The organism is Streptomyces sp. OZ13, from assembly GCF_052068155.1.
Lineage (GTDB): Bacteria > Actinomycetota > Actinomycetes > Streptomycetales > Streptomycetaceae > Streptomyces.
The window spans coordinates 41895-64722 of record NZ_JBQHCZ010000002.1; the positions used below are offsets into that span (position 1 = coordinate 41895).

22 protein-coding genes and 1 tRNA gene are annotated in these 22828 nt (G+C 71.2%); 14 read left to right on the top strand and 9 right to left on the bottom strand.

Annotation, left to right across the window (positions count from 1 at the left end; all coding sequences use genetic code 11):
• Positions 1-39 precede the first annotated feature (39 nt).
• Both ACTMTU_RS03880 and ACTMTU_RS03885 read right to left on the bottom strand, forming a co-directional pair.
• Positions 40-1185, bottom strand: a complete 1146-nt coding sequence (locus ACTMTU_RS03880; RefSeq protein WP_441262018.1) for an STM4014 family protein — start codon at positions 1183-1185, stop codon at positions 40-42.
• Positions 1182-2141: an STM4015 family protein gene (locus tag ACTMTU_RS03885; RefSeq protein WP_441262019.1), complete on the bottom strand. Its 960-nt coding sequence runs from the start codon at positions 2139-2141 to the stop codon at positions 1182-1184. Before ACTMTU_RS03885 ends, ACTMTU_RS03880 begins: the two co-directional genes overlap by 4 nt.
• A gap of 185 nt (positions 2142-2326) precedes the next feature.
• On the opposite strand from ACTMTU_RS03885, the gene ACTMTU_RS03890 reads away from it, so the two are divergent.
• On the top strand, positions 2327-2653 hold the full coding sequence (locus ACTMTU_RS03890) for a hypothetical protein (RefSeq protein ID WP_005308854.1): 327 nt from the start codon (positions 2327-2329) through the stop codon (positions 2651-2653).
• A 64-nt stretch (positions 2654-2717) separates the two neighbouring features.
• Positions 2718-3743 carry a DUF6745 domain-containing protein gene (locus tag ACTMTU_RS03895; RefSeq protein WP_441262020.1) on the top strand — a complete coding sequence of 342 codons (1026 nt, stop codon included), beginning with the start codon at positions 2718-2720 and terminating at the stop codon, positions 3741-3743.
• Between the two features lie 61 nt (positions 3744-3804).
• Here ACTMTU_RS03895 and ACTMTU_RS03900 read toward each other — a convergent pair whose 3' ends face one another.
• Together ACTMTU_RS03900 and ACTMTU_RS03905 are read right to left on the bottom strand one after the other, a co-directional pair.
• Complete coding sequence (locus tag ACTMTU_RS03900) at positions 3805-4425, bottom strand: TetR family transcriptional regulator C-terminal domain-containing protein (RefSeq protein WP_441262021.1); 621 nt, start codon at positions 4423-4425, stop codon at positions 3805-3807.
• 91 nt (positions 4426-4516) lie between these two features.
• Positions 4517-5113, bottom strand: coding sequence for a carboxymuconolactone decarboxylase family protein (locus ACTMTU_RS03905; protein WP_441262022.1), 597 nt, complete (start codon positions 5111-5113; stop codon positions 4517-4519).
• Positions 5114-5360: 247 nt separating this feature from the next.
• Between ACTMTU_RS03905 and ACTMTU_RS03910 the strand changes: the two genes are divergently transcribed.
• From ACTMTU_RS03910 to ACTMTU_RS03935, 6 genes are all read left to right on the top strand, one after another.
• Positions 5361-6590, top strand: a complete 1230-nt coding sequence (locus ACTMTU_RS03910; protein ID WP_441262023.1) for an MBL fold metallo-hydrolase — start codon at positions 5361-5363, stop codon at positions 6588-6590.
• Positions 6591-6981: 391 nt separating this feature from the next.
• A complete protein-coding gene (locus ACTMTU_RS03915; protein WP_441262024.1) occupies positions 6982-8799 on the top strand; it encodes an ATP-binding protein in 1818 nt (605 codons plus the stop codon).
• 7 nt (positions 8800-8806) lie between these two features.
• Positions 8807-9241: a roadblock/LC7 domain-containing protein gene (locus ACTMTU_RS03920; RefSeq protein WP_441262025.1), complete on the top strand. Its 435-nt coding sequence runs from the start codon at positions 8807-8809 to the stop codon at positions 9239-9241.
• Positions 9242-9243: 2 nt separating this feature from the next.
• Positions 9244-9615: a DUF742 domain-containing protein gene (locus tag ACTMTU_RS03925; RefSeq protein WP_441262026.1), complete on the top strand. Its 372-nt coding sequence runs from the start codon at positions 9244-9246 to the stop codon at positions 9613-9615.
• Positions 9593-10225: a GTP-binding protein gene (locus ACTMTU_RS03930; RefSeq protein ID WP_441262027.1), complete on the top strand. Its 633-nt coding sequence runs from the start codon at positions 9593-9595 to the stop codon at positions 10223-10225. Before ACTMTU_RS03925 ends, ACTMTU_RS03930 begins: the two co-directional genes overlap by 23 nt.
• Complete coding sequence (locus ACTMTU_RS03935; RefSeq protein WP_441262028.1) at positions 10222-10779, top strand: GAF domain-containing protein; 558 nt, start codon at positions 10222-10224, stop codon at positions 10777-10779. Before ACTMTU_RS03930 ends, ACTMTU_RS03935 begins: the two co-directional genes overlap by 4 nt.
• A gap of 144 nt (positions 10780-10923) precedes the next feature.
• On the opposite strand, the gene ACTMTU_RS03940 is transcribed toward ACTMTU_RS03935, so the two are convergent.
• The gene (locus ACTMTU_RS03940; protein ID WP_441262029.1) at positions 10924-12045 is read right to left on the bottom strand and encodes a LacI family DNA-binding transcriptional regulator; all 1122 of its coding nucleotides are present in this window, start codon (positions 12043-12045) and stop codon (positions 10924-10926) included.
• A 170-nt stretch (positions 12046-12215) separates the two neighbouring features.
• Here ACTMTU_RS03940 and ACTMTU_RS03945 point away from each other — a divergent pair, with 170 nt between their 5' ends.
• The 3 genes from ACTMTU_RS03945 to ACTMTU_RS03955 are packed head-to-tail and all read left to right on the top strand — an operon-like array spanning position 12216 to position 14987.
• On the top strand, positions 12216-13079 hold the full coding sequence (locus tag ACTMTU_RS03945; RefSeq protein WP_441262030.1) for an ABC transporter permease: 864 nt from the start codon (positions 12216-12218) through the stop codon (positions 13077-13079).
• A 43-nt stretch (positions 13080-13122) separates the two neighbouring features.
• On the top strand, positions 13123-14145 hold the full coding sequence (locus ACTMTU_RS03950) for an ABC transporter substrate-binding protein (RefSeq protein ID WP_441262031.1): 1023 nt from the start codon (positions 13123-13125) through the stop codon (positions 14143-14145).
• The gene (locus tag ACTMTU_RS03955) at positions 14142-14987 is read left to right on the top strand and encodes an ABC transporter ATP-binding protein (RefSeq protein WP_441262032.1); all 846 of its coding nucleotides are present in this window, start codon (positions 14142-14144) and stop codon (positions 14985-14987) included. Before ACTMTU_RS03950 ends, ACTMTU_RS03955 begins: the two co-directional genes overlap by 4 nt.
• Positions 14988-15050: 63 nt before the next feature.
• Here ACTMTU_RS03955 and ACTMTU_RS03960 read toward each other — a convergent pair whose 3' ends face one another.
• Positions 15051-15944 carry a sugar phosphate isomerase/epimerase family protein gene (locus ACTMTU_RS03960; RefSeq protein ID WP_441262033.1) on the bottom strand — a complete coding sequence of 298 codons (894 nt, stop codon included), beginning with the start codon at positions 15942-15944 and terminating at the stop codon, positions 15051-15053.
• Positions 15945-15958: 14 nt separating this feature from the next.
• A complete protein-coding gene (locus ACTMTU_RS03965; RefSeq protein ID WP_441262577.1) occupies positions 15959-19420 on the bottom strand; it encodes a ThuA domain-containing protein in 3462 nt (1153 codons plus the stop codon).
• Between the two features lie 221 nt (positions 19421-19641).
• Here ACTMTU_RS03965 and ACTMTU_RS03970 point away from each other — a divergent pair, with 221 nt between their 5' ends.
• The gene (locus tag ACTMTU_RS03970) at positions 19642-20007 is read left to right on the top strand and encodes an MmcQ/YjbR family DNA-binding protein (protein WP_441262034.1); all 366 of its coding nucleotides are present in this window, start codon (positions 19642-19644) and stop codon (positions 20005-20007) included.
• A 137-nt stretch (positions 20008-20144) separates the two neighbouring features.
• The gene (locus ACTMTU_RS03975; RefSeq protein ID WP_441262035.1) at positions 20145-20885 is read left to right on the top strand and encodes a hypothetical protein; all 741 of its coding nucleotides are present in this window, start codon (positions 20145-20147) and stop codon (positions 20883-20885) included.
• Here ACTMTU_RS03975 and ACTMTU_RS03980 read toward each other — a convergent pair.
• Both ACTMTU_RS03980 and ACTMTU_RS03985 read right to left on the bottom strand, forming a co-directional pair.
• A complete protein-coding gene (locus tag ACTMTU_RS03980; protein ID WP_441262036.1) occupies positions 20870-21790 on the bottom strand; it encodes a transketolase family protein in 921 nt (306 codons plus the stop codon). The genes ACTMTU_RS03975 and ACTMTU_RS03980 overlap by 16 nt on opposite strands.
• Before the next feature lie 35 nt (positions 21791-21825).
• Positions 21826-22593 (bottom strand): transketolase, encoded by a 768-nt coding sequence (locus tag ACTMTU_RS03985; protein WP_441262037.1) that lies wholly within the window; start codon positions 22591-22593, stop codon positions 21826-21828.
• Between the two features lie 137 nt (positions 22594-22730).
• Between ACTMTU_RS03985 and ACTMTU_RS03990 the strand changes: the two genes are divergently transcribed.
• A tRNA-Pro gene (locus tag ACTMTU_RS03990) sits at positions 22731-22804 on the top strand.
• The last annotated feature ends 24 nt before the right edge of the window (positions 22805-22828 follow it).

Here is a 22828-nt window from a genome sequence, read left to right on the forward strand (position 1 = left end):
GTCGCTGCCGGCACCTCCTGGCCGCGTCCGGTGGTGATGTCAGGGTGTCGCACGTCGGTGGTTCCTCGTCCCGCGTAGTACGGCGGCGACCTGCGCCGCATAAGTGTCCTGGCCCTCCGCGCCGCTGCCGGGCATCCCGGTGAGCCCCGGCAGCAGATCCCCGAAGGCGTTGACCTCTCCGACGGCGAAACGCCGCCATCCGGTCGCCGGCAGCAGGTCGACCCCGATGCGGGAGACACCGGGGAAACAGGCAGCGGCCAGCTCACAGACCGCCAGGGTCGCGGCCCAACTGCCGCCCGCCGCCTCCGTCGCGGCACGGGCCTCGGAGAGATCGCCGCGCACGCCGCCCAGATGAAGATTGGTCATGGGCGATCGGCTGGTCCGCACCACCGCGTGGGTGGCGCGCCCTGCGACCACCACCACCCGCAGATCGGCGACCCGGCCGTGCTGCGAGGCCTTCGGCAGCCAGCGCTCGATGTGCAGGCCGTCCGGAGCGAGCGCGTCGACCAGCGCGGCGACCTCGCGCTCGGAGCCGTAGCGGCGCACCCGCAGGGAGTTGAACAGACGGCCCTGCGCGTCCCGTTCGACCGAAGTGGTGGCCTGTACGCGTCCCCCGCCCGCCGTCTCCAGGGCCATCACACCGGACGCGGACGAGCCGTGCGCCGGTTTGACGAACACCCGCCGCATGCCGGTCGCCGCCAGCAGCGAACGCACATCGTCCCAGCCGCGCACCGGCGGCGCGGCCGCTCCCGAGGTCGGCGACCCGGGCACCGCCACGCCCGCCGCGAGCAGCGCCGCATGGCACAGCCGCTTGTCGAACAGCACGGCGAGCTCCGCCGGATCGTCGAGCAGCCGTGCCCCGCCCGCTTCCGCCCGGACCGCGACGTCGCGTACGGCGGCGGTGAACCGCTCGTACCACAGCGCCGAACCCTCCACGCGGGTCGGATCGTCCACGCCGCGCAGCGCCCGCTCCACCTCGCGGTCCTCGCCCGGGGAGTCGATCCGCACCAGCTCGCCCGGAAGGAACTCCGCCCGGCCGCGCAGTACGTCGAGCCAGGGCACCACCCGCGCGGCGGGCGCTCCGGCCGCACACAGCGCGTCCTGGAAGAGGGCGACACGCCGGTTGGCCGGATTGCCGACGACCGCGAGCGGAGGACCGGACGGGCGGCGGGCGGAGCCGGTCACTCGGCGACGGCCGTGTATCGGTCTTCCCTGTCGCCGGACCCGTTGCCCTCCGACTCGGAGACGTCGAGCTCCACCCCGGCAGGCACCAGGGCGTCGGACAGGCGCTGCACCATCGCCTCGCTCATGAAGTGGTGATGCAGATCGAGCTTCTTGAGGTGCGTCAGCGGCTGGCCGTTCAACAGTGCCTCCGCACCGTCGTCGCCCAGGGTGCCCATCGACAGGTCCAGCATCTCCAGTCGCGCCACGACCGGAGCGCCGGCGAGCGCCACAGCGATCTCGTCCTGTATCTCGCTGTTGCGCAGTGCCAGACACCGCAACCTCGGCAGCCTCGTCCCCGACAGGAACGGCTCCAGGTCCGACACGTCCGCGTTCGCGCCGTACCACGACGTGCCGAGCCACAGGTCGAGATTCTCCAGCGCCGGCAGGTCGCTCGCCGCGATCCCGCGGACCACGGCCACGTCCAGACCGCCGCTCTCCACGACCAGGGCCTCCAGTCGCTCGTGCTTCACCGCAGGGAACACCAGATCCTGGCCGCCGCGCACACCGAAGTGCTCGAGCTGCGGGAAGCCGTCGAGGAGCCGGGTCACCTCACCCTGGTTGATCCAGGAGATCTCGCACTCCTCGAACGTGATGTCGCCGATGAACAGCCCCCGCAACCGCGGCAGTTTCTCCTTCGCGCCGAGCAGCGCCGATATGACCTCGCCGGGACCGGAGTCGTACACGTCGCTCCACGAGCCGACGATCAGCGCGCGCACCCGGGTCGTGTCCACCGCCGCGGCGAAGTGGGCGAACGCCTCCTCCCACTCCTCCTGGCTGTCGTAGGAGTCGACGGAGATCCGCCAGGCCACACTTTCAGGCACCGGAAGCCCGGTCCCGGACGTGGCCTGTGCCCCGGAGTCGGGGAAGTCGAACGCGGGCAGGCCGTACCACTCCTGCAGATGGTCCGAGATGGTCATGACGGGCTCCAGACACCGGTGAGGCTTGATCGGCTGACGTGTGAGCAGTTCTACCAAGGGCCACTGACACCCCCGCCCGCGGGGCGGCCGGAGTAGGCGGCGGCGCCGGACGCCGTTGTCAGACCCGCCCCTTAACGTCGGGAACAGGTCGGACGCAGCGGGCGGCCGGCGGGAAGGGGAGAGCCATGTACCGGCAGGGGGACGTCCTGATCGTGTCCGTCGCGGAGCACGCCGTGCCACCGCACGTCACCGACGCGCCGGGCGAGCCACGGGACGCACGCGGCCGGATGGTGCTCGCCCTCGGCGAGGTCACGGGCCACGCCCACGCGGTGACGGGACCCGGCCGACTGGTGCGCGAGCCGGGGCCGTTCGGTCCGATGCTCCTGCACCTCCCGGAAGGCGGCCGGGTGGTGCACGAGGAGCACGCGGCGATACCGCTGCCGAAGGGGTGGTACCGCGTCGTGCGCCAGCGGGAGTACCTGCCGGGAGCGGTGCGGATCGTCGCCGACTGAGCCGCGGCGGGCGGCAGGCGGCGGAGCACGACGGACAGAACGACGACAGGGGACGGGACTTCACATGCAGTATGCGGACAAGTGGCGGGCGATCGCGGCGGCGACAGGACCGGCGGACCGGGCCGCCGCGGAGGAGGGCGTGCGACTGGCCTACGGTGCGGCGGGGCTCGCCGCGCCCGACCGGATCGTCTGGGCGGACTCGCCCCTCTCGGGCGTGACCGCCGTCCGAGGACTTCAGGACCCGGGGCGCTCGGTGCGCGACGAGGTGCGCACCCGCCCTTGGGCCGACGAACGGCGGCGCGTCCACGACGAGTTGGGCCCCGGCGGCTGGACCGCGCTGTGGAGCGGCACCGGAGCGCTCCTGTGGGACAGCACCCGAGCCCTGGCCGACCGCATACGCACCGGCATAGTGGACGCGCTGCTCGAGAAGGCGCCGGAGGGCGCCGCCGACCGTGCGGCGGAGGAGACGAGGATCCGGGGGGTCCTGCTCGACGCCGTCCTCGGACAGCACGACGCGGCATGGCTCGCCGCCTTCGACGGCCGCAGCGACCGGCTGACGGGCCTGGCCCGGGTAGCGGAGCACGCCGGCTGGTGGTGGCCCTTCGAGAACGCCGTCGTCATCTGCGAACGGCCCTCCCGGCTGCACCGCGACGAGGCCGGCCGGCTCGACAACGGCGAAGGCCCCGCCCTTGTCTTCCCGGACGGATTCGCCCTCCACGCATGGCGCGGCATGCCCGTGCCCGCCGAGTTCCTCCGCGAACTCACGGCCCTGACCCCGGAACGGATACGCGACGAGGAGAACGCGGAACTGCGCCGCGTGATGCTCGAGTACTACGGCTACGACCGGTACCTCGCGGAGTCCGGCGCCGAGCCCGTGCACCGCGACGAGACCGGCATCCTGTGGCGGATCGCGCTCGCGGACGACGAGGACGTGGTGATGGTCGAGGTGGTCAACTCCACTCCGGAGCCCGACGGCTCGCACCGGACGTACTGGTTGCGCGTGCCGCCCACGACGCGCACGGCGAAGGAGGGCGTCGCCTGGACGTTCGGGCTGGACGCCGCCGTCTACGAACCTGTGCGGCAGACCTGAGCCGTGCCGCCGCCGTCACCGTCCCGGCCCGTCGTCACGGTCGCGGGCGGGAGCAGGAGACTCACCGTGCCGTGGCCGTCAGCTCGGCGTGGTCGATGCCCAGTTCACGGGCGAGTGCCTCGTCGGCCCACTGGAGCATCGCCGCCCGGGACAGCGAGCCGGCGTACGACGTCATCTGGACGGCCAGCCCGTCGAGGAACGCCGTCAGCCGCCAGGCCGCCGCCGCCGGATCCTCGCAGGGGAACTCGCCGGCGGCCGCGCCCTCGGTCATGACCTCCGTCAGGGCGGACTTCCACTGCTGGTCCAGGGCGCGGGACACGTCCCGCAGGGCCGGTTCCCGCAGCGAGACCGCCCAGGCGTCGATCCACAGGCGCCAGCCCTTGGCCTGCCCGGTCGGGGCGTACCAGCGCACCGCCGCGCGCAGCCGGCGCAGCGCGGTGGTGCGCCGGCCGAGAAGCCTGCGGAGATGGGCCAGATCCGCGTCGGCGGCGTAGGTGAAGGCGGCGGCCACCAGCTTCTCCTTGGTGGAGAAGTGGTAGAGCACCAGGGCGCTGCTCACCCCGAGCGCGTCGGCGACGTCGGCGATCCGTACGGCTGCCACGCCCCGAGCCTCGATCTGCTCGACGGCGGCGCCGAGGATCTCCTCGCGCCTCTCCGGCACGCTCAACCGAACTCTGGCCACGGCGTCACAGTACACAGCTGATCTTGGATGAAGTCCAGCCCTGTACAGGACCTGCCTCAGGTGGCCGCGGTGACACGGCGACCCCCAGGCGTCAGCCGGCCGGGACCTCCCCGGCGGCGACCCCGGCCTCGGCCCGTTCGCGCGCCGGGATCTCGCAGTGGTCCTTGAAGCCCTGGCTGGTCAGGCCGAGCGCCGTGTTCATCCTCGACCGCAGGTTCTCCACCGCCACAATCGCCGTGAGTTCCACGAACGCCGCCTCGCCCAGCACGGCGACCAGCCGCCCGGCGAGATCGTCGTCGATCTCCGGCGGGTTGGCCGTCATGGCCTCCGCGAACTCCATGACGTCCCGTTCCAGCGGGGTGTACGCGTCGCTCTCCCGCCACATGGGCACATCACGCACCTTGCGGGCGTCCATCCCGCGCTGCCTGTTCTCCCAGTGTCCGAAGTCCATGCACCAGCTGCAGCCGATCGAGGCGGCGGAGGCCATCACCGCCAGCGCCTTGAGATCCGCGTCCAGCTTGTTCCACCTGCCCACCGCCATCTCGAAGCGCAGATCGGCCCGGAGAACCCTGGGGTTGTGCCCCAGCGCGCGGACCGGGTCGAGGATCTCCCCGTAGACGCGCTTCGAGTACCACTGGGCCGCGCGCAGGAAGAGTGAGCGGTGAGGGTCGAGGGAAATACGGGCCATGACGTGCTCCTCGTGGGGGAAGCCGTGTGCTGTCACCGCTACGACGGAACGCACGCACGGAAACGTGACACGGACCGGCACCGGAACCAGCCGCGGGAGCGCCGTTCAGGAACACCGGCACCACGGCAGGCGTTGGCCGGTCATGACGGAGTGGCTGGTCGCCGACCGGGTCAGGGCGGCCTCACAGTCCACTGCTTTCCGCCTTGAAACCCACATAATGAAATGACCCCGAGCATCAGGAGGTGCCGTGTCCGGCGCTGGTTACCCCCACTCGCTGAGGTCCCGGCTGCGCTCACTGAGGCCTGCCGCCTTCGGGGCCGACCCGGCCGGCGAGCGCCTGGCGCGCATCCGCAGCTCGCCGAACTTCGCCGACGGCGTCTTCCAGAATCCCGAAGGGACGCGCACGAGACCGTCCAGCGGCTCCATGGTGGAGTTCGCCAGGACGTACTTCGCCAAGGAGGCGAGGACACACCGCGTACCGGCCCGCCCCGTGCCGCTGCACACGACCACCGCCACCGACCTCACCCGGCCCGCCGCCTCCGGACTCCGGCTCACCTGGATGGGGCATTCCAGCGTCCTCGCCGAGATCGACGGCCGCCGGATTCTCTTCGACCCGGTCTGGGGAGAGAGGTGTTCCCCCTTCACCTTCGCCGGGCCCAAGCGCCTGCACCCGGTGCCCGCGCCGCTCGCCGCCCTCGGCAGCGTCGACGTCGTCGTGATCTCCCACGACCACTACGACCACCTCGATCTGCCCACGGTCCGCGCCCTGGCCTCCACCGACACCCTTTTCGCAGTGCCGCTCGGCGTCGGCGCCCACCTCGAACGCTGGGGCGTGTCCCCCGACCGTCTGCGCGAGCTCGACTGGAACGAGACCACGGAGATCGGCGGCATCCGGCTGACCGCGACCCCCGCACGCCACTTCTGCGGCCGCGGCCTGCGCAACCAGCAGCACACCCTCTGGGCCTCCTGGGCCGTCGCCGGCCCCGAACACCGGATCTACCACAGCGGCGACACCGGGTACTTCACCGGCTTCCGGGACATCGGCGCCGAGCACGGGCCGTTCGACGCGACGATGATCCAGATCGGCGCGTACTCCGAGTACTGGCCCGACATCCACATGACCCCGGCGGAGGGCATGCGGGCCCACCTCGACCTGCAGGGCGGCACACCGGCCGGTGTGATGCTGCCGATCCACTGGGGCACGTTCAACCTGGCGCCGCACCCGTGGGCGGAGCCCGGCGAGGGCACCGTCGCGGCCGCGGCGAAGGCGGGAGCGCGCATCGCGCTGCCGCGGCCGGGGGAGCCGTTCGAACCCACGGCCGAGACCGTGCCGTCCGTTCCGTGGTGGCGCGGTGTGGCCACCGTGCCGGCGGAAGGCTGGTCGGCGGTCACCGCGACCGCGGAGGCGACGGCCGCGAAGCCGGCGCGAGACGCGGCGCCGGAGTCGGGCTCACCGGAGACGGCGCCCACGGCTTGACGGGCGCGAGGGCGGCGTAGCGCCTGCTGGGGGCTTGTCCTCCCGCCCCTTCCCGTAACCGGGGCAGGCCCTGGACCCCGTACCGCGCTCCGCGCGGTGCCCGCGAGCGCCGGACGGGCTGGATTTCGCTCTGCGAAATCCAGCCCGTCAGCGTTTGAAACGCAGCGGCGCCCGCGCCCACCTTCGGTCTTTCGTGCGAGCCCTCATACCAGAGCGCGACCCATAGCGGGCAACTTTCGCAACAGCTCGGTCGACCCTCACCACCGGCGACTACCGTGTGTTGCCGGTGATCAACGGTGGGCTCTTATCCGCGTGCCCGGGTTCCGCCGTGGAGTCATGCCGATCAATCGCAGTACGCCGATCCCTGGGGCCCCACGTACCGAGGACGCTGATGTCTCAACTACGCGCACCAGCCGCGCGGTCCGACCGCCGAGAGGGCGGGCGTCACGGCAGGCCAGGCGCCCGCTCACTGTCGTCCGCGGGCCGGACGTCCTCCGGCAGGACGTCTTCCGGCAGAACGCCTTCCGGCAGGACCGCGTCCGCGCCGGAAGCCCGCATACGACCCCAACTACTGCGCACCGCCGTCCTGCCGGCCCTGGTCGCCGCCCTCAGTGGTGCGACCGCGGTGGTCATGACGCTGCGCGCCGCCGCTCCCGAACCGTCCGCCGGTCTGTGGGTCGCCCTGAGCGCCATGGCCGCGCTCGCCGTGGCCGCCGTGGCAGTCGCCGCGCGCGGCGCCGACCGGGTCGCCTCGTCGGTGCTCGACCGGTGTTCCGAGCTGCGCCGCACCACTGCCCGGGCCCAGGAGGAGCTGCGCACCGTCGTCGACGGACTCAGGCGCGGCGAGGGCCCGCCGCCCCGCCGTACGCCCGAGCAAAAACCCACGGGCGGGGACGAGTTCGACCTGCTCGCCCACGATCTGGTCCGCTCGCACGACGCCGCGCTGGCGGCCGTGGTGCAGGCCTCCCGGCTCTCCAGCAGCGTGGGCAACGAACAGAAGGTCGAAGTCTTCGTCAATCTGGCCCGCAGGCTGCAGTCCCTGGTGCACCGTGAGATCCAGCTGCTCGACGAGTTGGAGAACGAGGTCGAGGACCCGGAGCTGCTCAAGGGCCTCTTCCACGTCGACCATCTGGCCACCCGCATCCGCCGGCACGCGGAGAACCTCGCCGTCCTCGGCGGCGCCGTCTCCCGACGGCAGTGGTCCCACCCCGTCACCATGACGGAAGTGCTCAGGTCCGCGATCGCCGAGGTGGAGCAGTACCCGAGGGTCAAGCTGGTGCCGCCCATCGCCGGCACACTGCGCGGCCACGCCGTCGCCGACGTGATCCATCTCCTGGCCGAACTGGTCGAGAACGCCACGCTGTTCTCCGCCCCGCACACCCAGGTCCTGCTGCGCGCCCAGCACGTCACGGCCGGGCTCGCCGTGGAGGTCGAGGACCGCGGGCTCGGCATGCCGCCCCAGGAGCAGGACAAGATGAACGCCCTGCTCGCCGACCCCGACCAGGTCAACGTCGCCAATCTGCTCCAGGACGGCAGGATCGGCCTGTTCGTCGTGTCCGCGCTGGCCCGCCGGCACGGCATCGCCGTGCGGCTCCAGACGAACATCTACGGCGGCGTCCAGGCCGTGCTCGTACTGCCGCAGAGCCTCCTCGGGGCCGACCACGAGGGCGCGGCCGACCACGGGACAGCGGCCACGCCCACGTCCGCCCCGCACCTGAACGGGCCCCGCGTCGCGGCCACGTCGCCGCCGTCGCTGCCGCAGTCGGCCCTGTCCGGACAGGCCAGGCCGGTGCCGTCGCAACGGGAGCCGGCCACCGCCCTCATGGCGGACGCGCCCCTGCCCGTGCGCGGGGAGCGCGGCGAACGGCGCATGCCGGGCGCCGGCCACTTCGGCGACGGCCACCACCAAGCCCCGCCCGGGTCCGTCGCCGGACCGCGCCCCGACGTGGCGGAGCCGCCCGACCGGCCGGTGGTCCGCGGCACGATGGGCCGCCCCCAGCTGCCCAGGCGCCGCATCCAGGAGCACCTCGTCCCGCAGCTGAGGGACGCCCCCGCGCCACGCAGGGACGACGAAGAGGCCCTGCACGACCCGGGTCTGATGGCAGCTTTCCAGCGGGGCATCGGCCTCGCGGAGAACGAGCCGGAACGGGCGGCACCGCTGTCCGGGCAGCCGGACCCCCAGCGTGACGAACCCACCATCAAGGAGTAGATGCACCATGGCGAGCGATGTGCCGACCGGCCATGTCCCGGACCTCGACTGGTTGTTGAGCGGCCTGGTCCAGCGTGTGCCGTACACCCGCAACGCGGTACTGCTCTCCTCCGACGGCCTCGTGAAATCGGTGCACGGTCTGGACAACGACAGTGCCGACCACATGGCGGCCCTCGCCTCCGGCCTGTACTCGCTGGGCCGCAGCGCCGGAGCGCGATTCGGCGACGGTGGCGAGGTACGCCAGGTCGTGGTCGAGCTCGATTCCACGCTGCTGTTCGTCTCCACCGCCGGCTCCGGGACCTGTCTCGCCGTCCTCGCCGGACGGGAGGCCGACGCCGCCGTACTCGGCTACGAGATGGCGATGCTGGTCAAAAGCGTGCGGCCCTATCTGGTGACGCCGGTCAGACAGCACGCCGGAGCACCGAGCGCCGTGAGGCAGTGACCATGCCCTCGCCCACGGACGGGCCGCTCCTCGACGACGCGGCGGGCCGGCTGATCCGCCCGTACACGGTGAGCGGCGGACGCACCCGTCCGACGGCCGCGCTGGACCTGCTCTCCATGGTGATGGCCACGGGCACCGCACCGCAGGCGCACCTCGGTCCCGAGCACACCACGGCGCTCGGCCTGTGCCACGGTCCGACATCGGTCGCCGAGATCTCCGCGCACTTACGGTTGCCGGCCGTCGTGACCAAGGTGCTGCTGTCCGACCTGGTGGACTGCGGCGCCCTCACGGCCCGGGCGCCGCGCAGCCATGACACACCCACGGACCGTTCACTGCTGGAGGCGGTGCTCGATGGCCTACGACGACGGCTCTGACACCCGCGTCGCCGGGAGCGGCGACCAGTTCCCCACCGCGCTCAAGATCCTCGTCGCGGGCGGGTTCGGGGTGGGCAAGACGACCTTCGTCGGAGCGGTCAGCGAGATCGAACCGCTCAGTACGGAGGAACTGCTCACCCAGGTGGGCGCGGCGACCGACAGTCTGGAGGGCGTCGAGTCGAAGACGACCACGACGGTCGCCATGGACTTCGGCCGGATGACCCTGGACGAGCACCATGTGCTCTACCTCTTCGGAACACCGGGACAAGAGCGCTTCTGGTTCATGTGGGACGAACTGTCGGAGGGCGCCCTCGGCGCCGTCGTGCTCGCCGACACCCGCAGGCTCGAGGACTCGTTCTCCGCCGTCGACTTCTTCGAGCGGCGCGGTATCGGATTCGTCGTGGCCGTCAACGAGTTCGACGGTGCCTACCGCTACGACCCGCAGGAGGTGCGGGCCGCGATCGACCTCAAGCCGGAGGTACCGGTGGTGCTGTGCGATGCGCGGATCGCGAGTTCGGGCATCGGGACGCTGGTGACCCTCGTCCAGCACCTGCTCACCACAACCGCCGTCGTGCCGGGCCCGGCACCGAGCCATGGAGCACCGACATGACGTACAGCCCCACCGGCCGTCTGCTGCTGACCCCGGTGGACCCCGAGGCACCCGCACGGGTCCGGCGGCTGCGCCGGCTCGGGCTCGGGGAACACCCGGACGCGGCGTTCGACGACTTCGCCCGCAAGCTCGCCGGGGTGACCGCAGCTCCGTACTCCATGGTCAACTTCATCGATGAGAACCGGCAGTTCTTCGCCGGGCTGCACGCCCCGTCCGGCACTCACGGCGGCGGCGAGCCGGGCCGCGCGGAGGTGGGCCGGTTCATGGCGCGCGACCACGGGTACTGCCCGCATGTGGTCGTGCGCCGCAAGGCGCTCGTGCTGGAGGACGTCTGCGACTACCCGCGCTTCGCGGGGAATCCGGTCGTCGACGAGATCGGCATCCGCTCGTACCTGGGCGCGCCGCTGATCGACCGTACGGGCATCGCGCTGGGCACGGTCTGCGTGGTCGACACCGAGCCGAGGCGATGGGGCCGCGAAGGTCTGGAGACCATCAAGTCGCTCGCGGCGGACCTGGTCCAGCAGATCCACCGCCGGGAGGACGGCGGTATCTGAGGCGACGCCCACGGGGCGCGGCGCGGCGTGGCTCCATGGCGTCGCGGGATGCGCGGACCTGCCGCACGACGACGGCAACGGCTTCACCGGCATGCGGCTCCCGGCGGTGGTCAGCGGTCCGGCGCGCCGAGGTGCCGGCGGTGGTCAGCGGTCCGGCGCGCCGAGGTGCCGGTCGGTGCATCCGGTGTTCGACGGACCCGCGGAGAGCCGCTGTACGTCCCCGCCCGAAACGGTGACCGGTGCGTCCCGTGGTGCCGGTGGGGGAGCGACGCTGGCGCGCAGGACGACCTCACCGCCCACCCGCAGCACCCGCGACCGCGGGCCCCGGGGCTCGCGCAGGGCGAGCGCCATGACTTCCTCTCCCATGGCGGTGAGCGGCAGGGCGACCGTGGTCAGCGGTGGCGTGAGCTCGCGTACGAGGGGGATGTCGTCGAATCCCGCGAGCGAGATGTCCTCCGGTACGCGCACCCCCTGCTCCCGGAACGCGGCCAGCGCGCCGACCGCCATCACGTCGGTCACCGCGAACACGCAGGTGGGCCGGTTGCCGCGGGCGAGCAGCGTGCGCGCGGCCGCGTAGCCGCCCTCGCGGGTGAACGGGCCCCGTACGATGCGTTCCGGCGGCAGTTCGACGCCGCCCCGGGCCAGCTCCTCCTGGAAGCCGGCGAGCCGGTCGGCGACGGTGGTCAGCGACGGCGGGCCGCTGAGCACCGCGAACTCCCGGTGTCCCAGGTCCAGCAGGGCCCGGGCCAGGGCCGCGGCCCCGCCGTGGTTCTCCGGCAGTACGGCGTCGGCCCGCAGGCTGCGGTGCCGGCTGACGACCGCGACGCGACCGCCGGCCCGTACGTACGGGTCGAGCTCCGCGGCGAGCGCCCGCTCCCACGAGCGGTCCTGGAAGCCGGATCCGATCAGCAGGATCGCGCGCGCCCGCTGGGCGCGCAGCGTGGACACGTAGGCGATCTCGCGGGCCGGTTCGCGGAAGGTGCTGGCGAGCATCACCAGCAGGTCCTTCGCCGCGGCGGCGCGCATCACCCCGGCGGCGATGGCGGCGAAGTAGGGATCGCCGACGTCGTGGCAGATCAGGCCCACCGTGTTGCTCGACGCGCTGGCGAGCGCCTGGGCATGGGCGTTGGGGATGTAGCCCAGCTGGTCTGCGGCGGCGCGCACCCGGCTGCGCAGGTCCTCCCGTACCCGGGTGGTGCCGTTCAGGGCTCGTGACGCGGTTGCGAGGGACACTCCCGCCCTGCGGGCGACAGCGTCCAGCGTCACATGAGCCTGTGTTTCCCGTTCACTCACTTGACCCCCCGAAACTTCGGGACGACCTATTGACCGTGCGGACGAGCAGTCATTAGCGTGGCGACACCTTACCAGAAAGCGCTTTCTGAAAGCGTTTTCTCCCGCATGGATTCAGCCGCTCCGGAGCGCACCAGGAGTTGACCGTGAGTCAGAGCGCCATCAAGGCAGCACCCGTGACGGTGGCGGGAGTCGATCGGCGTGGGAGGCCGAGCCCGGGGGAGCGGGCGGCCCGCCTGCTCGAACAGAGCTGGCGCCCGGTCGCCCTGCTCCTCGCCTGCTTCGCCGTCTGGTGGGTGATCGCCGCCGCCGAACTGGTCGAGCCCTACCTCGTTCCGTCGCCCGGCGCGACGCTGGACGTGCTGACGGGCAAGGCCGACTACATCTGGCAGCACAGCTGGGTGACCACCTACGAGACGCTCCTCGGCTTCCTGATCGCGGTGGTCGTCGGGGTCTTCGCCGCCGTGATCATGGTGTACTCGGCCACCGTCGAGAAGACCCTGTACCCGATCCTGCTGTTCGCGCAGGTCGTTCCGAAGATCGCCATCGCGCCCCTGTTCGTGGTGTGGCTCGGCTTCGGCATCGCGCCCAAGATCCTCATCGCCGTCCTGATCGCCTTCTTCCCCGTCGTCATCTCGATGGTGACCGGGCTCAAGGCCGTCGACCCGGAGATGCTCCAGCTCTCCTCGACCATGGGGGCGAGCCCTTGGCAGACCTTCGTGAAGATCAGGATGCCCGCGTCCCTGCCGCACCTGTTCTCCGGCCTCAAGGTCGCGGTGACACTCGCCGTGACCGGCGCGGTCGTCGGTGAGTTCGTCGGCGCCAACGAGGGGCTCGGCTACGTGATCCTCCAGGCCAACGGAAACCTCGACACCCCCATGCTGTTCGCCGGCCTCCTCGTGATGTCCCTGATCGGCGTCGTCCTCTTCGTCCTCGTCGAGATCGCCGAGAAGCTGCTGCTCCCGTGGCACGCGAGCCGCCGGGAGACCGGCGTCACCACCACCTACTGACCGACCCCCGGGCACCGTTCCAAGTCGACGAGAAGGACCAGCAATGACTGCGCGCAGACTGCTTCTGACCGGCCTCGTACCGCTGCTCCTGGCCGCCACCGCCTGCGGCGGGGACGACTCGGGCACATCCACCAGCTCCTCGGGGAAGAAGCTGGAGAAGGTGACGCTGACCCTCAACTGGTACCCGTACGGAGAACACGCGCCGTTCTACTACGGCAAGCAGCAGAAGATCTTCGAGAAGCACGGCATCGACCTCGACATACGCGCCGGCCAGGGTTCGCAGAAGACGGTGCAGGCGACCGGCGCCGGCCAGACCGACTTCGGCTGGGCCGACACACCGGCCGTGCTGTCCGGGGTCGACGCCGGTGTCAAGGTCAAGAGCCTCGGCGTCTTTCTCCAAACCACCCCGTCCTCGGTGCAGTTCTTCGAGTCGCAGAACATCAAGAGCCCCGCCGACCTCAAGGGCCGGACCATCGCGGGCACCGCCGGTGACGCCCTCTCCAAGACGTTCCCGATCTTCCTGAAGAAGAACGGCCTCAGCGAGTCCGACGTCAAGGTCCAGAACACCGACCCGGCGGGGAAGATCGCCGCGGTGATCTCCGGCAAGACCGACGGTCTGCTCGGATACGCGAGCGACCAGGGCCCCACCATGCAGAACAAGGCCAAGAAGCCCGTCTCCTACCTCCGGTTCTCCGAGAACGGCCTGAACTTCTACTCCAACGGCCTCATCGCCGGGCAGAAGGTCCTCACCGGCAAGAAGGACCTCGCGCAGCGCATGGCGAAGGCGGTCAGTGAGTCCTTCGCGGCGGCCGAGAAGGCACCCGAGCCGGCCGTCGCCTCGATGGACGGCGCGAGTGAGCAACTGCCCCCGAAGGAGGTGCTGGCCGAGCAGTTCGCCACCACGCTCACGCTGCTGCACACCGACGCCACCAAGGGCCAGGCGCCCGGTGTGAACGCGGAGGCCGACTGGCAGCAGACCATCGACGTCTTCGCCGAGGCCGGACTGGTCAGCAGCCCCAAGGCCGTCGCGGAGTACTGGGACAGCGCGACCGCGATGAAGGGATGACGATGCCCAGGAACACCACCGTGCGGGAGCCGGACGTGACGAACGACAGACAGGGCGGTCCGTCCGCCACCACTCCGGCGGTCGGCATCAAGGACGTCGCCGTTCGCTTCCGCACCAAGAACCGCGATGTCACCGCGCTGACCGACGTCGATCTCGAGGTCCGGGCAGGGGAGTTCGTCGCCATCGTAGGGCCCTCGGGCTGCGGCAAGTCGACCCTGCTCAAACTGGTCGCCGGGCTGCTCAAGCCCTCCACGGGCGATGTGCTCCTCGGCGGCGAGCGGGTGCAGGGGCCGCGCCACGACATCGGATACGTGTTCCAGCGCGCCGCCCTCCTCGAGTGGCGCTCCGCGCGCCGCAACATCCTGCTCCAGGCGGAGATGCGGAAGATGCCGGCCGAGCTCGGCCGCAGGCGCGCCGACGAACTGATCGCGATGACGGGGTTGAGCGGCTTCGAGGACGCCCTGCCGCACGAACTCTCCGGCGGCATGCAGCAGCGCGTCGCGCTGTGCCGTGCCCTGCTGCACGAGCCGCCCGTGCTGCTCATGGACGAGCCGTTCGGCGCGCTCGACGCGCTGACCCGTGAGCAGATGAACACCGAACTCAACCGGATCTGGCGGGAGACGGGCACCACGGTGCTCCTGGTGACCCACTCGATCTCCGAGGCCTGCTACCTGGCCGACCGGGTGGTCGTGATGAGCGCCAGGCCCGGCACCATCACCGAGATCATCGACGTGGGACTGCCCGCGGAGCGGGACTACACCGAGACGATGGGACGGCCCGAGTTCCGGGAGGCCACCACACACATCCGCGGCCTGCTCGGCGCGGCCTCCGCGCAGGACTGAGCGCCAAGGAGGAGCCCCGCACCACCCACGGGGGGTGGTGCGGGGCTCCTTCCGCGTGTGCGCTCAGTACCTGAGGTTCGCCAGGTGGGTGTAGCTGTTCTGCGCGGTGGCGAACGGGTCGGCCGGCGCGTCGTGTTCGACCAGCCACTGCTTCACGCCGCCGCTCCGGGCGGTGTCGAACATCGCGGCGAAGTCCAGGACCCCGGAGCCGACGTCGGCGAACCCGCCGCTCGGCGCCATGTCCTTGACGTGCAGCGCCGGGAAGCGCCGGCGGTGCTCCACGAACAGGTCCTGCGGATCGCTGCCGCCGCCCTTGGCCGCCCAGTAGACATCCAGTTCGAAGCCCACGAGCTCGGGGTCGGTCTCCCGCAGCAGGATGTCGTACAGGTTCTCCCCGTCCACCACCTGGTGGTCGGCTCCGTGGTTGTGGAACAGCACCGGGCCGAGACCCGCGTTGCGGGCGGCGAGGCCCGCCTTGTTGAACTCCCGGGCCGCCTCGCGGAATCCGGCGGGCGTGTGCATCGCCCCGGGCAGGCTCGGCACGACGATCCACCGTGCGCCGAGGGTGTGGGTGTCCTCGATCGCCTGCGGCAGTCCGCTGCCCCGCACGATGTCGTAACCCACGTGTTCGAGGACCGCCCGCAGACCCGTCTCGTCGAGCATGGAGCGGATCGAGGCCGCGCTGTTACCGTGCCGGCCGCTCACGCCGACCGTCGCGTAACCGATCTGCGCCAGCCGGGCGAGGGTCCCCTTGAAGTCCGCCGCGAGCGGGGTGCGCATGGTGTAGAGGTGCATGCCGATCCCGGAAGGCGGGATGCGGCGGCAGCGCTGCGCCGTCTCGGGAGCCGTCCCGTCCGCCGCGGCCGTGTACGAGAGCGGGCCTGTTGCGGTGGCCGCCGCTGCCGCGGCGGCGACGCCGAGTGCCCTGCCGAGGAATGCGCGTCTGGTGCCGTTCATTCGGATGTCCCTTCTCAACTGGCGTCGATGCGGACGAAGCCGCTGGTCGTGTCGCCCTTGTCGTCGGTGACGGTGAGATGCGCGGTGTAGGCGCCCGGGCGGGCGTAGGAGTGTGTCGCCGCAGCGGTCTCCTCACCCGCGGGCCGGGTGTTGTCGCCGAAGTCCCAGTGGTAGGAGGCGGCGGTGCGGCCCTCCGGCAGCTTCACGTTGCCGGTCAGCCGCACGGTGAGCGGCGCGTCGCCGGTGGCCGGAGCGGCGGCGACCGTGACGGCCGCACCCTGGCGCTTCTCCACCCCGTGGCCGTTGAAGTGCAGCCAGTCGACGGCGAAGAGGTCCGGCTTGTCGGCACTCCAGTCCGGGTTGGTGAAGACGGCGTACAGCTTCATGGTGCCGCCGGGGTCCGTCAGTGGCGTCGTGGGGGAGACGATGTTGCCCCAGCCGCCCGTGGCAGGGACCGCGACCTTGCCGAGCAGTTCACCGGTCGGGGATCCGGCCCGGAACTCGATACTTCCGCCGATGCCGCCGGAGGCCGCCCCCACGGTCACCGAGTCGATGCCCTTCAGGCCGACGGGGTCGAAGCTGATCCAGTCGCCGTGCTCGATCTCGGTGAGCCGCTTCCCGCCGGAAGCGTCGCCGCGGCTGCCCACGACGGCTCCTTGGTTCGCCCCACCGGTCGACGTCATGTGCTCGGCCTCGCGGAACGCCGTGCGCAGGGTCAGCGAGGCGGACCCGGTGAGGGCGGGGACGCCCGGTGCTCCCTCGTCCTCGTACTGCGCGGTGATGCCGTAGTAGAGGTTCTGGCCGGGACCGTGACTGTCACCGGCGTCGGTCGTGATCTCGCCGGCGCATCCCGTGTAGTTGTCCAGCGGGTGGAGATGGGAGTCATGGCCGAGCTGCGACTGGACGACCACCCGCGAGCAGTCGATCCCCTGTCCGTCCTCCTTGTCCTTGACCTTCACGGTGAAGGGGATGGTGTCGCCGAAGCCGAACATCCCGCCGTCCGGCGGCTGCTGGATGGTGACCTGCGGCCGGGTGTTGCCCACGGTGATGTCCTGGACGGCCAGCCCGGTGAGTCCTCCGGGGCCGGTGACGGTGAGCCGGGCGGTGAAGCGGCCCTTGTCCTGGTAGACGTGGGTCGGGTGGGCCTCCGTCGAGTCGGTCGTGCCGTTCCCGTCGAAGTCCCAGGCGTAGCTGACCGGTTCGTCGTCGGGCAGCCCGGAGCCCTCGCTGGAGAATGCCACGGTCAGCGGCACGGAACCGCTGTCCGGCGTGGCTGTGGCCTTGGCGTCGGGCAGCCGGTTGTCGCCGACGTGGTCGATGCGGTAGATACCGGAGCCCTCGTTGCTGCCGCCGCGTCCGGTACCGCTGCCGAGCCCGAAGTCGATGACGTACAGCGCGCCGTCGGGGCCGAAGTCGGCGTCGAAGGGCTGGTTCCACGCCATGTCGCCGAAGACGGGGTTGATCGAGTGCAGGTCGCCGGCTTCGACCGGGGCGAAGCGCGGGTCGGTGAAGGTCTGGTCCTGCTGCTGGATGGAGAAGGTCTTGAACCACTTACGGGTCAGTTCGTAGTTGAACCACTTGCCGTCGAAGGCCGCAGGGAACTTGCCCTGGTAGGTGTTGGCCTCGTCGTGGTCGTAGACCGGTCCGCTCATCGGGCCACCGCCGCCAGTGCCGAGCTCGGGGAACTGGGGGGAGGCCGAGTACGCGTACCAGACGGTGGCCGGCTTGGCCGGGGGCAGGTCGGTGAGGCCGGTGTTGTTCGGCGAGTCGTTGACCAGGTCGGCGCAGTCGAACTTCGGGCCGGATGTCCCGGTCGCGAAGTCGTAGTCGTTGAACGGGGTGTTGTTGCCCACGCAGTACGGCCAGCCGAAGTTGCCCGCCTCGGTGATGCGCATGTACTCGACGGTGCCCTCGGGGCCGCGGGCGGGGTCCGCGGTGCGGGCGTCGGGACCGTAGTCGGCCACCATCAAAGCGCCGCTGTCCGGGTCGGTGGTGATCCGGAACGGGTTGCGCATGCCCATCGCGTAGATCTCGGCCCGCGTCTTGTCCGTGCCGGGGGCGAACAGGTTCCCTTCGGGCACCGCGTACGTGCCGTCGTCCTTGGGCGTGATGCGCAGGATCTTGCCGCGCAGGTCGTTGGTGTTCCCGGAGGTGCCCTGGGCGTCCCAGGCGCGGCGGCCCTCACGCTCGTCGATCGGTGCGAAGCCGTCGGACGCGAACGGGTCGGTGTTGTCGCCGGTGGCGATGTAGAGGTCGCCGTTCTTGTCGAACGCGATCGACCCCGCCATGTGCGAGTTGGCCCGTCCTTCGCCCCGCAGGGTCGGCACGGTCAGCAGCCGCTTCTCCGATGCCGGGTCGATGGTGTTGCCGGTGACGGTGAAGCGGGAGAGGTTCAGCCGCTTCTCGGTCCTGTCGGAGTTGAGCAGGTAGAGCCAGTTGTTCTCGGCGAAGTCGGGGTCGAGGGCGAGTCCCAGCAGTCCGTCGGACTGGCTGGTCATCTCGGGGGTGTACTCGAAGTCGAGCGCGGTGGTGACCTTCAGCGTCGACTGGTCGATCACCTTCACCTTGCCGGTGCGCTCGATGAAGAAGACCCGGCGGTCGGGCGCCACCGCCAGCTCGAACGGGTCGGCGAGGTCGCTGGTGGCGAGCGGTGTCCGCTGGAAGGCGCCCGTCTTCGTCGCCGTGCAGTCCCCGGGCTTGTTGCCCGCGGCCCACTGGATGCCGCCGAGCAGGTGCTTCAGGAAGTCCGGCTCCTGGAAAGCCGACTTGGCGTGGCCGCCGGCGGTGAACCAGGAGCGTCCGCCGTCGTAGTTCTGGCACCACGACCACGGGTGGTCGACGCCCTCGTCGAGCCCGGTGATCCCGTCGCGCACCTTGATCTGGGCGAGCGTGTGGACCTTGCCGGTCGGGTTGGTGCGCCAGTTGTACCACTCCTCCGTGCGCTCCCAGAGCTCGGGAAGGCCCTCGGTGGACGGGTGCGACCGGTCCAGCACCTTGATCCGGCCCGTCTGCACGGCGGGGTGCTTGTCGAAGATGGCGCCGACCAGGCCCTCGTACCATCCCCAGTCGCGTTCGCTCGCGGAGGCGGCGTGGAGACCGACCCATCCACCGCCGCCGCGGACGAACTTCTGGAGTGCGGCACGCTGCGCCGCGTCCAGCAGATCGCCGCTCTCCGGTGTCGAGTTGGTGTTGTTGAAGACGATCGCCTGGAAGCGGGCGAGGTTCTCGTCGGTGAAGGCCGCGGCGTCGTCGGTGGCTTCGACCTCGAAGCCGTTCTCACTGCCGAGCTTCTTGATCGCCTCGATGCCCGCGGGGATCGAGTCGTGGCTGAAGTTAGTGACCTTGGAGAAGACGAGCACGCGATAAGGCGCCGCCTCTGCGCGGGGCGACAGGGTCACCCCGAGTCCGAGAAGCAGCGCCAGCAGCGCGGTGATGACGGGGACAGGGGAAAGTGCGGTGCGACGGGCTCCCGGCAGTCCGGACGTTCGCGGCCGCTGTGGCCGCCGTGGTCCGGACCGTTCTTGTCGAAGACTTCTCATGGCGCTCCCGGTGCTGGTAGGGCTGCGGGGTTAGAAAGCGCTTTCTGAGTACGCCGGACAGCGTAGGTTCAGCCGTCGCGAGGGGTCAATGGGTCGGAAGCGTGCAGTGTGGCGCGGCAGTTGGGCCACTGTCGGTGGCAGCGCTTACGGTGGTTGCCATGGCCACAGCCGACGACGTACGCAGGATCGCGCTCGCGCTGCCGGGAGCGATCGAGAAGCTCGCCTGGGGCATGCCCACCTTCCGGCTGGAGCCCCGCGGCCGGATCTTCGCCTCACTGGCCGACGACGACCAGGTCATGGGCGTGAAGTGCCCTAAGGAGGACCGCGCCGAGCTGATCGACGCAGAGCCCGCCAAGTTCTTCCTGCGCGAGGGCCACGACGACCACTACGCCTGGCTGCGGGTGCGGCTCGAAGCGCTGGACGATGAGGAGGAGCTGTACGCGATCCTGCTCGACTCATGGCGCCAGGCGGCCCCGCGCAAACTGCTCGACGCCCATCCGGAGCTGGCGCCGCCGCGGCCCTGACGGGGAGCCAGGCGGTCGGGCCGGATGGCCGCGCTTCCGGTGCCCCGGTCGGGTGAGCGGGCGCCCCGGGCAACCGCTTCCCGGCGGCGACGGGGTACGGATGGCCCGCCGTTCCACGACGCCGGGAGGATCCGCCCATGCCCGCCATCAAGAGCGCCGGGAGCGCGCTGGCCGCCACGGTCTGCGCAGCGCTGCTCCTCACCGGCTGCGCCGACACAGCGCCCGCACCCGCCGCTGCGAAGGGCCGCGCGACTCGAGTCGCGCCCGACCCGAAGGCGCTGCCGGTCCGTCAGATCCCCGGCCTCGGCCCCGACTTCCGCTCGAGGATCCCCGGCGGTACCCGCCAGGTGCTCGTCGTGTCCGGCCCGACGGCCGACACGAGCACGTCTCAGGGCGTGCTCTACGAGCGCGACGCCCGGGGTTCCTGGCGGCCCGTCGCCGGGCCGTGGCCCGCGCACAACGCCCTGCGCGGCTGGACGAACGACCACCACGCGGGCGACCTGCGCACTCCGATCGGGGTCTTCGGCCTCGGCGACGCCGGTGGCCGTTCCCCGGACCCCGGCACCCTGCTGCCTTACGACCAGGACGAGGAGTTCGTCGCCCCTGGGACCGGCTTCCTCGGCGAGCCCCTCGAAGGGTCCTTCGACTACGTGATCGCCATCGACTACAACCGCGTCCCGGGGACCAGTCCACTGGACAAGGAGCGGCCGCTCGGGCCGGAGAAGGGCAGCGGCGTCTGGATCCACGTGGACCACGAGGGCCCGACCCAGGCCTGCATCTCGTTCCAGGAGGAGCACATGCGCGGGCTGCTGCGCGCCCTGGACCCGGCGAAGCAGCCGGTGATCGTCATGGGGCCCGCTCCTCAGCTCCGGCGGTGAGCGACCCGGGCCTCCTGCCCGGCGAAGGCCGAGATCCGGGCCCGCAGGGACGCCGGGTCCAGGCCGTGCGCGGTGAGGTGCTCGTCGATCGTGCCGTACCGGCGCAGTTCGCGCCGCGCCACACCGAGGCCCAGCACCCGGTGCGGCACGTCCGCCAGGGCGTCGTTCGCGGCCGTGGTCGACGTGCCCTCGAGATACGGCTCGACGATCACCACGTCGCCCCGGCCGCCCGCCGCCGCCCGGACCGCCTCCTGGTCGAAGGGGCGCACGGTCGTCGCGTACAGGACGCTCACGTCGAGCCCTTCGGTAGCCGCGAGGACGTTGTCCAGCATCGGGCCGACCGCGACCACCGCCGGGCCGCTGCCCTCGCGGAGGGTGAGGAACCGGTCACCGGTGACCGGCCGGGCCTCGGCGTTGCTCTGCTGCGACAGGCGCACGTACACCCGGCCGTCGCCGGTCACCGCGTGCCGGAGCAGCGCCTCTGCCTCGTCCGGGTGACCCGGCACATGGACCGTCCATCCGTCGAGGGTGTCCAGCAGGGCGACGTCTCCCGGCGACATATGGGTGAAGCCCCCGGCCGGCCAGTCGTACGACGCGCCGGCGCTCACGAGCACCCCGCCGGTGTTCTGATGACCGAAGTCGAGTTTCACCTGTTCGAACGGTCGCTCGACGAGGAAGCTCGCGAACGTATGCATGATCGGCCGCATCCCGGTGAGGGCGATGCCGCCACCCGCGCCGATCAGCAGCTGCTCGCGGATGCCCACGTTGATCACCCGGTCGGGGTGGCGGCGCTGTGCCTGCTCGAAGCCGGCGGCGCTGATCTCCGCGAGGACGAGAGCCGTGCGCGGCTCCTCGTCCAGCAGGCGGGAGGTGGTGGCGATGAAACGGTCACGCATCGTGTCCATGGTGGAGAAGTCCCCTCTCGGCGGTGGCGGTGTGCTCAGGCGTTCTTGGGCTCGACGCGGGCGACGACCGCCCGTGGCCGTCCCGGGTGCGGCGCCGTGAACGCGGCGTACAACGCCTCGTGGTCCCTGCCGTCGACCGTCTGCGCCGACCAGCCGGCCGCCTCGAACCGGGAGGCGACGCCGCCGGGCCAGCCGTGGGTCGCGGACGCGTTGTCCACGACGAGCGTGTGCAGTTGCTCGAGACCGGCCGGACCGGCGTAGGCGATGGCCTCGTGGTTGCTGCCCTCGTCCAGCTCGGCGTCACCGATCAGGACCCAGACCCGGGGGTCGGTCAGCCCCTGGGCCCGCAGCCCGTGTGCGGTGCCCACGGCCAGCGGCAGACCGTGGCCGAGGGATCCGCTGCCGATCTCGACCCCGGGTACGAGCACGCGGTCGGGGTGGTGGCCGAGCGGGGAGTCGTACGAGCCGAAGCCCGGCAGCCACTCCGTCGGAAAGAACCCCTTGGCGGCGAGGACGGCGTAGTACGCCATCGGCCCGTGCCCCTTGGACAGCAGGAAGCGGTCACGCTCCGGAGCGTCGGCGGTCGACGGGGTCACGCGCAGTACACGGTCGTACAGGACCCAGAGCGCGTCGAGCGTGGACGTCGCGGCGGGACCGTGCTTCTCGTCGCCGGTCATCAGCGCCATCAGTCGGCCGAGGTCACCGAAGCCGGGCGAGGAGCCGGGCCGGGGGGCGCCGGGCAGCCTGCCGGACGCCTCGGAGTGCGCAGCGGCGGATACGGAGGAGAGAGCCGTGTTCGTCATGACACCCACCGTGCAACCTCAAGTTCACTTGAGGTCAAGCACGCCGAACCTGGAATACGGGTTCGTGACCAGCGCCCTGAGTGCGGTATTGTTCTCATGCGCGTTCGGCCAGGGGAAACCCCAGGTCAGGCGGGCATCGGGACGTGGCGCAGCTTGGTAGCGCACTTGACTGGGGGTCAAGGGGTCGCAGGTTCAAATCCTGTCGTCCCGACTCGAAAGAGTCGCAGATCAGGGG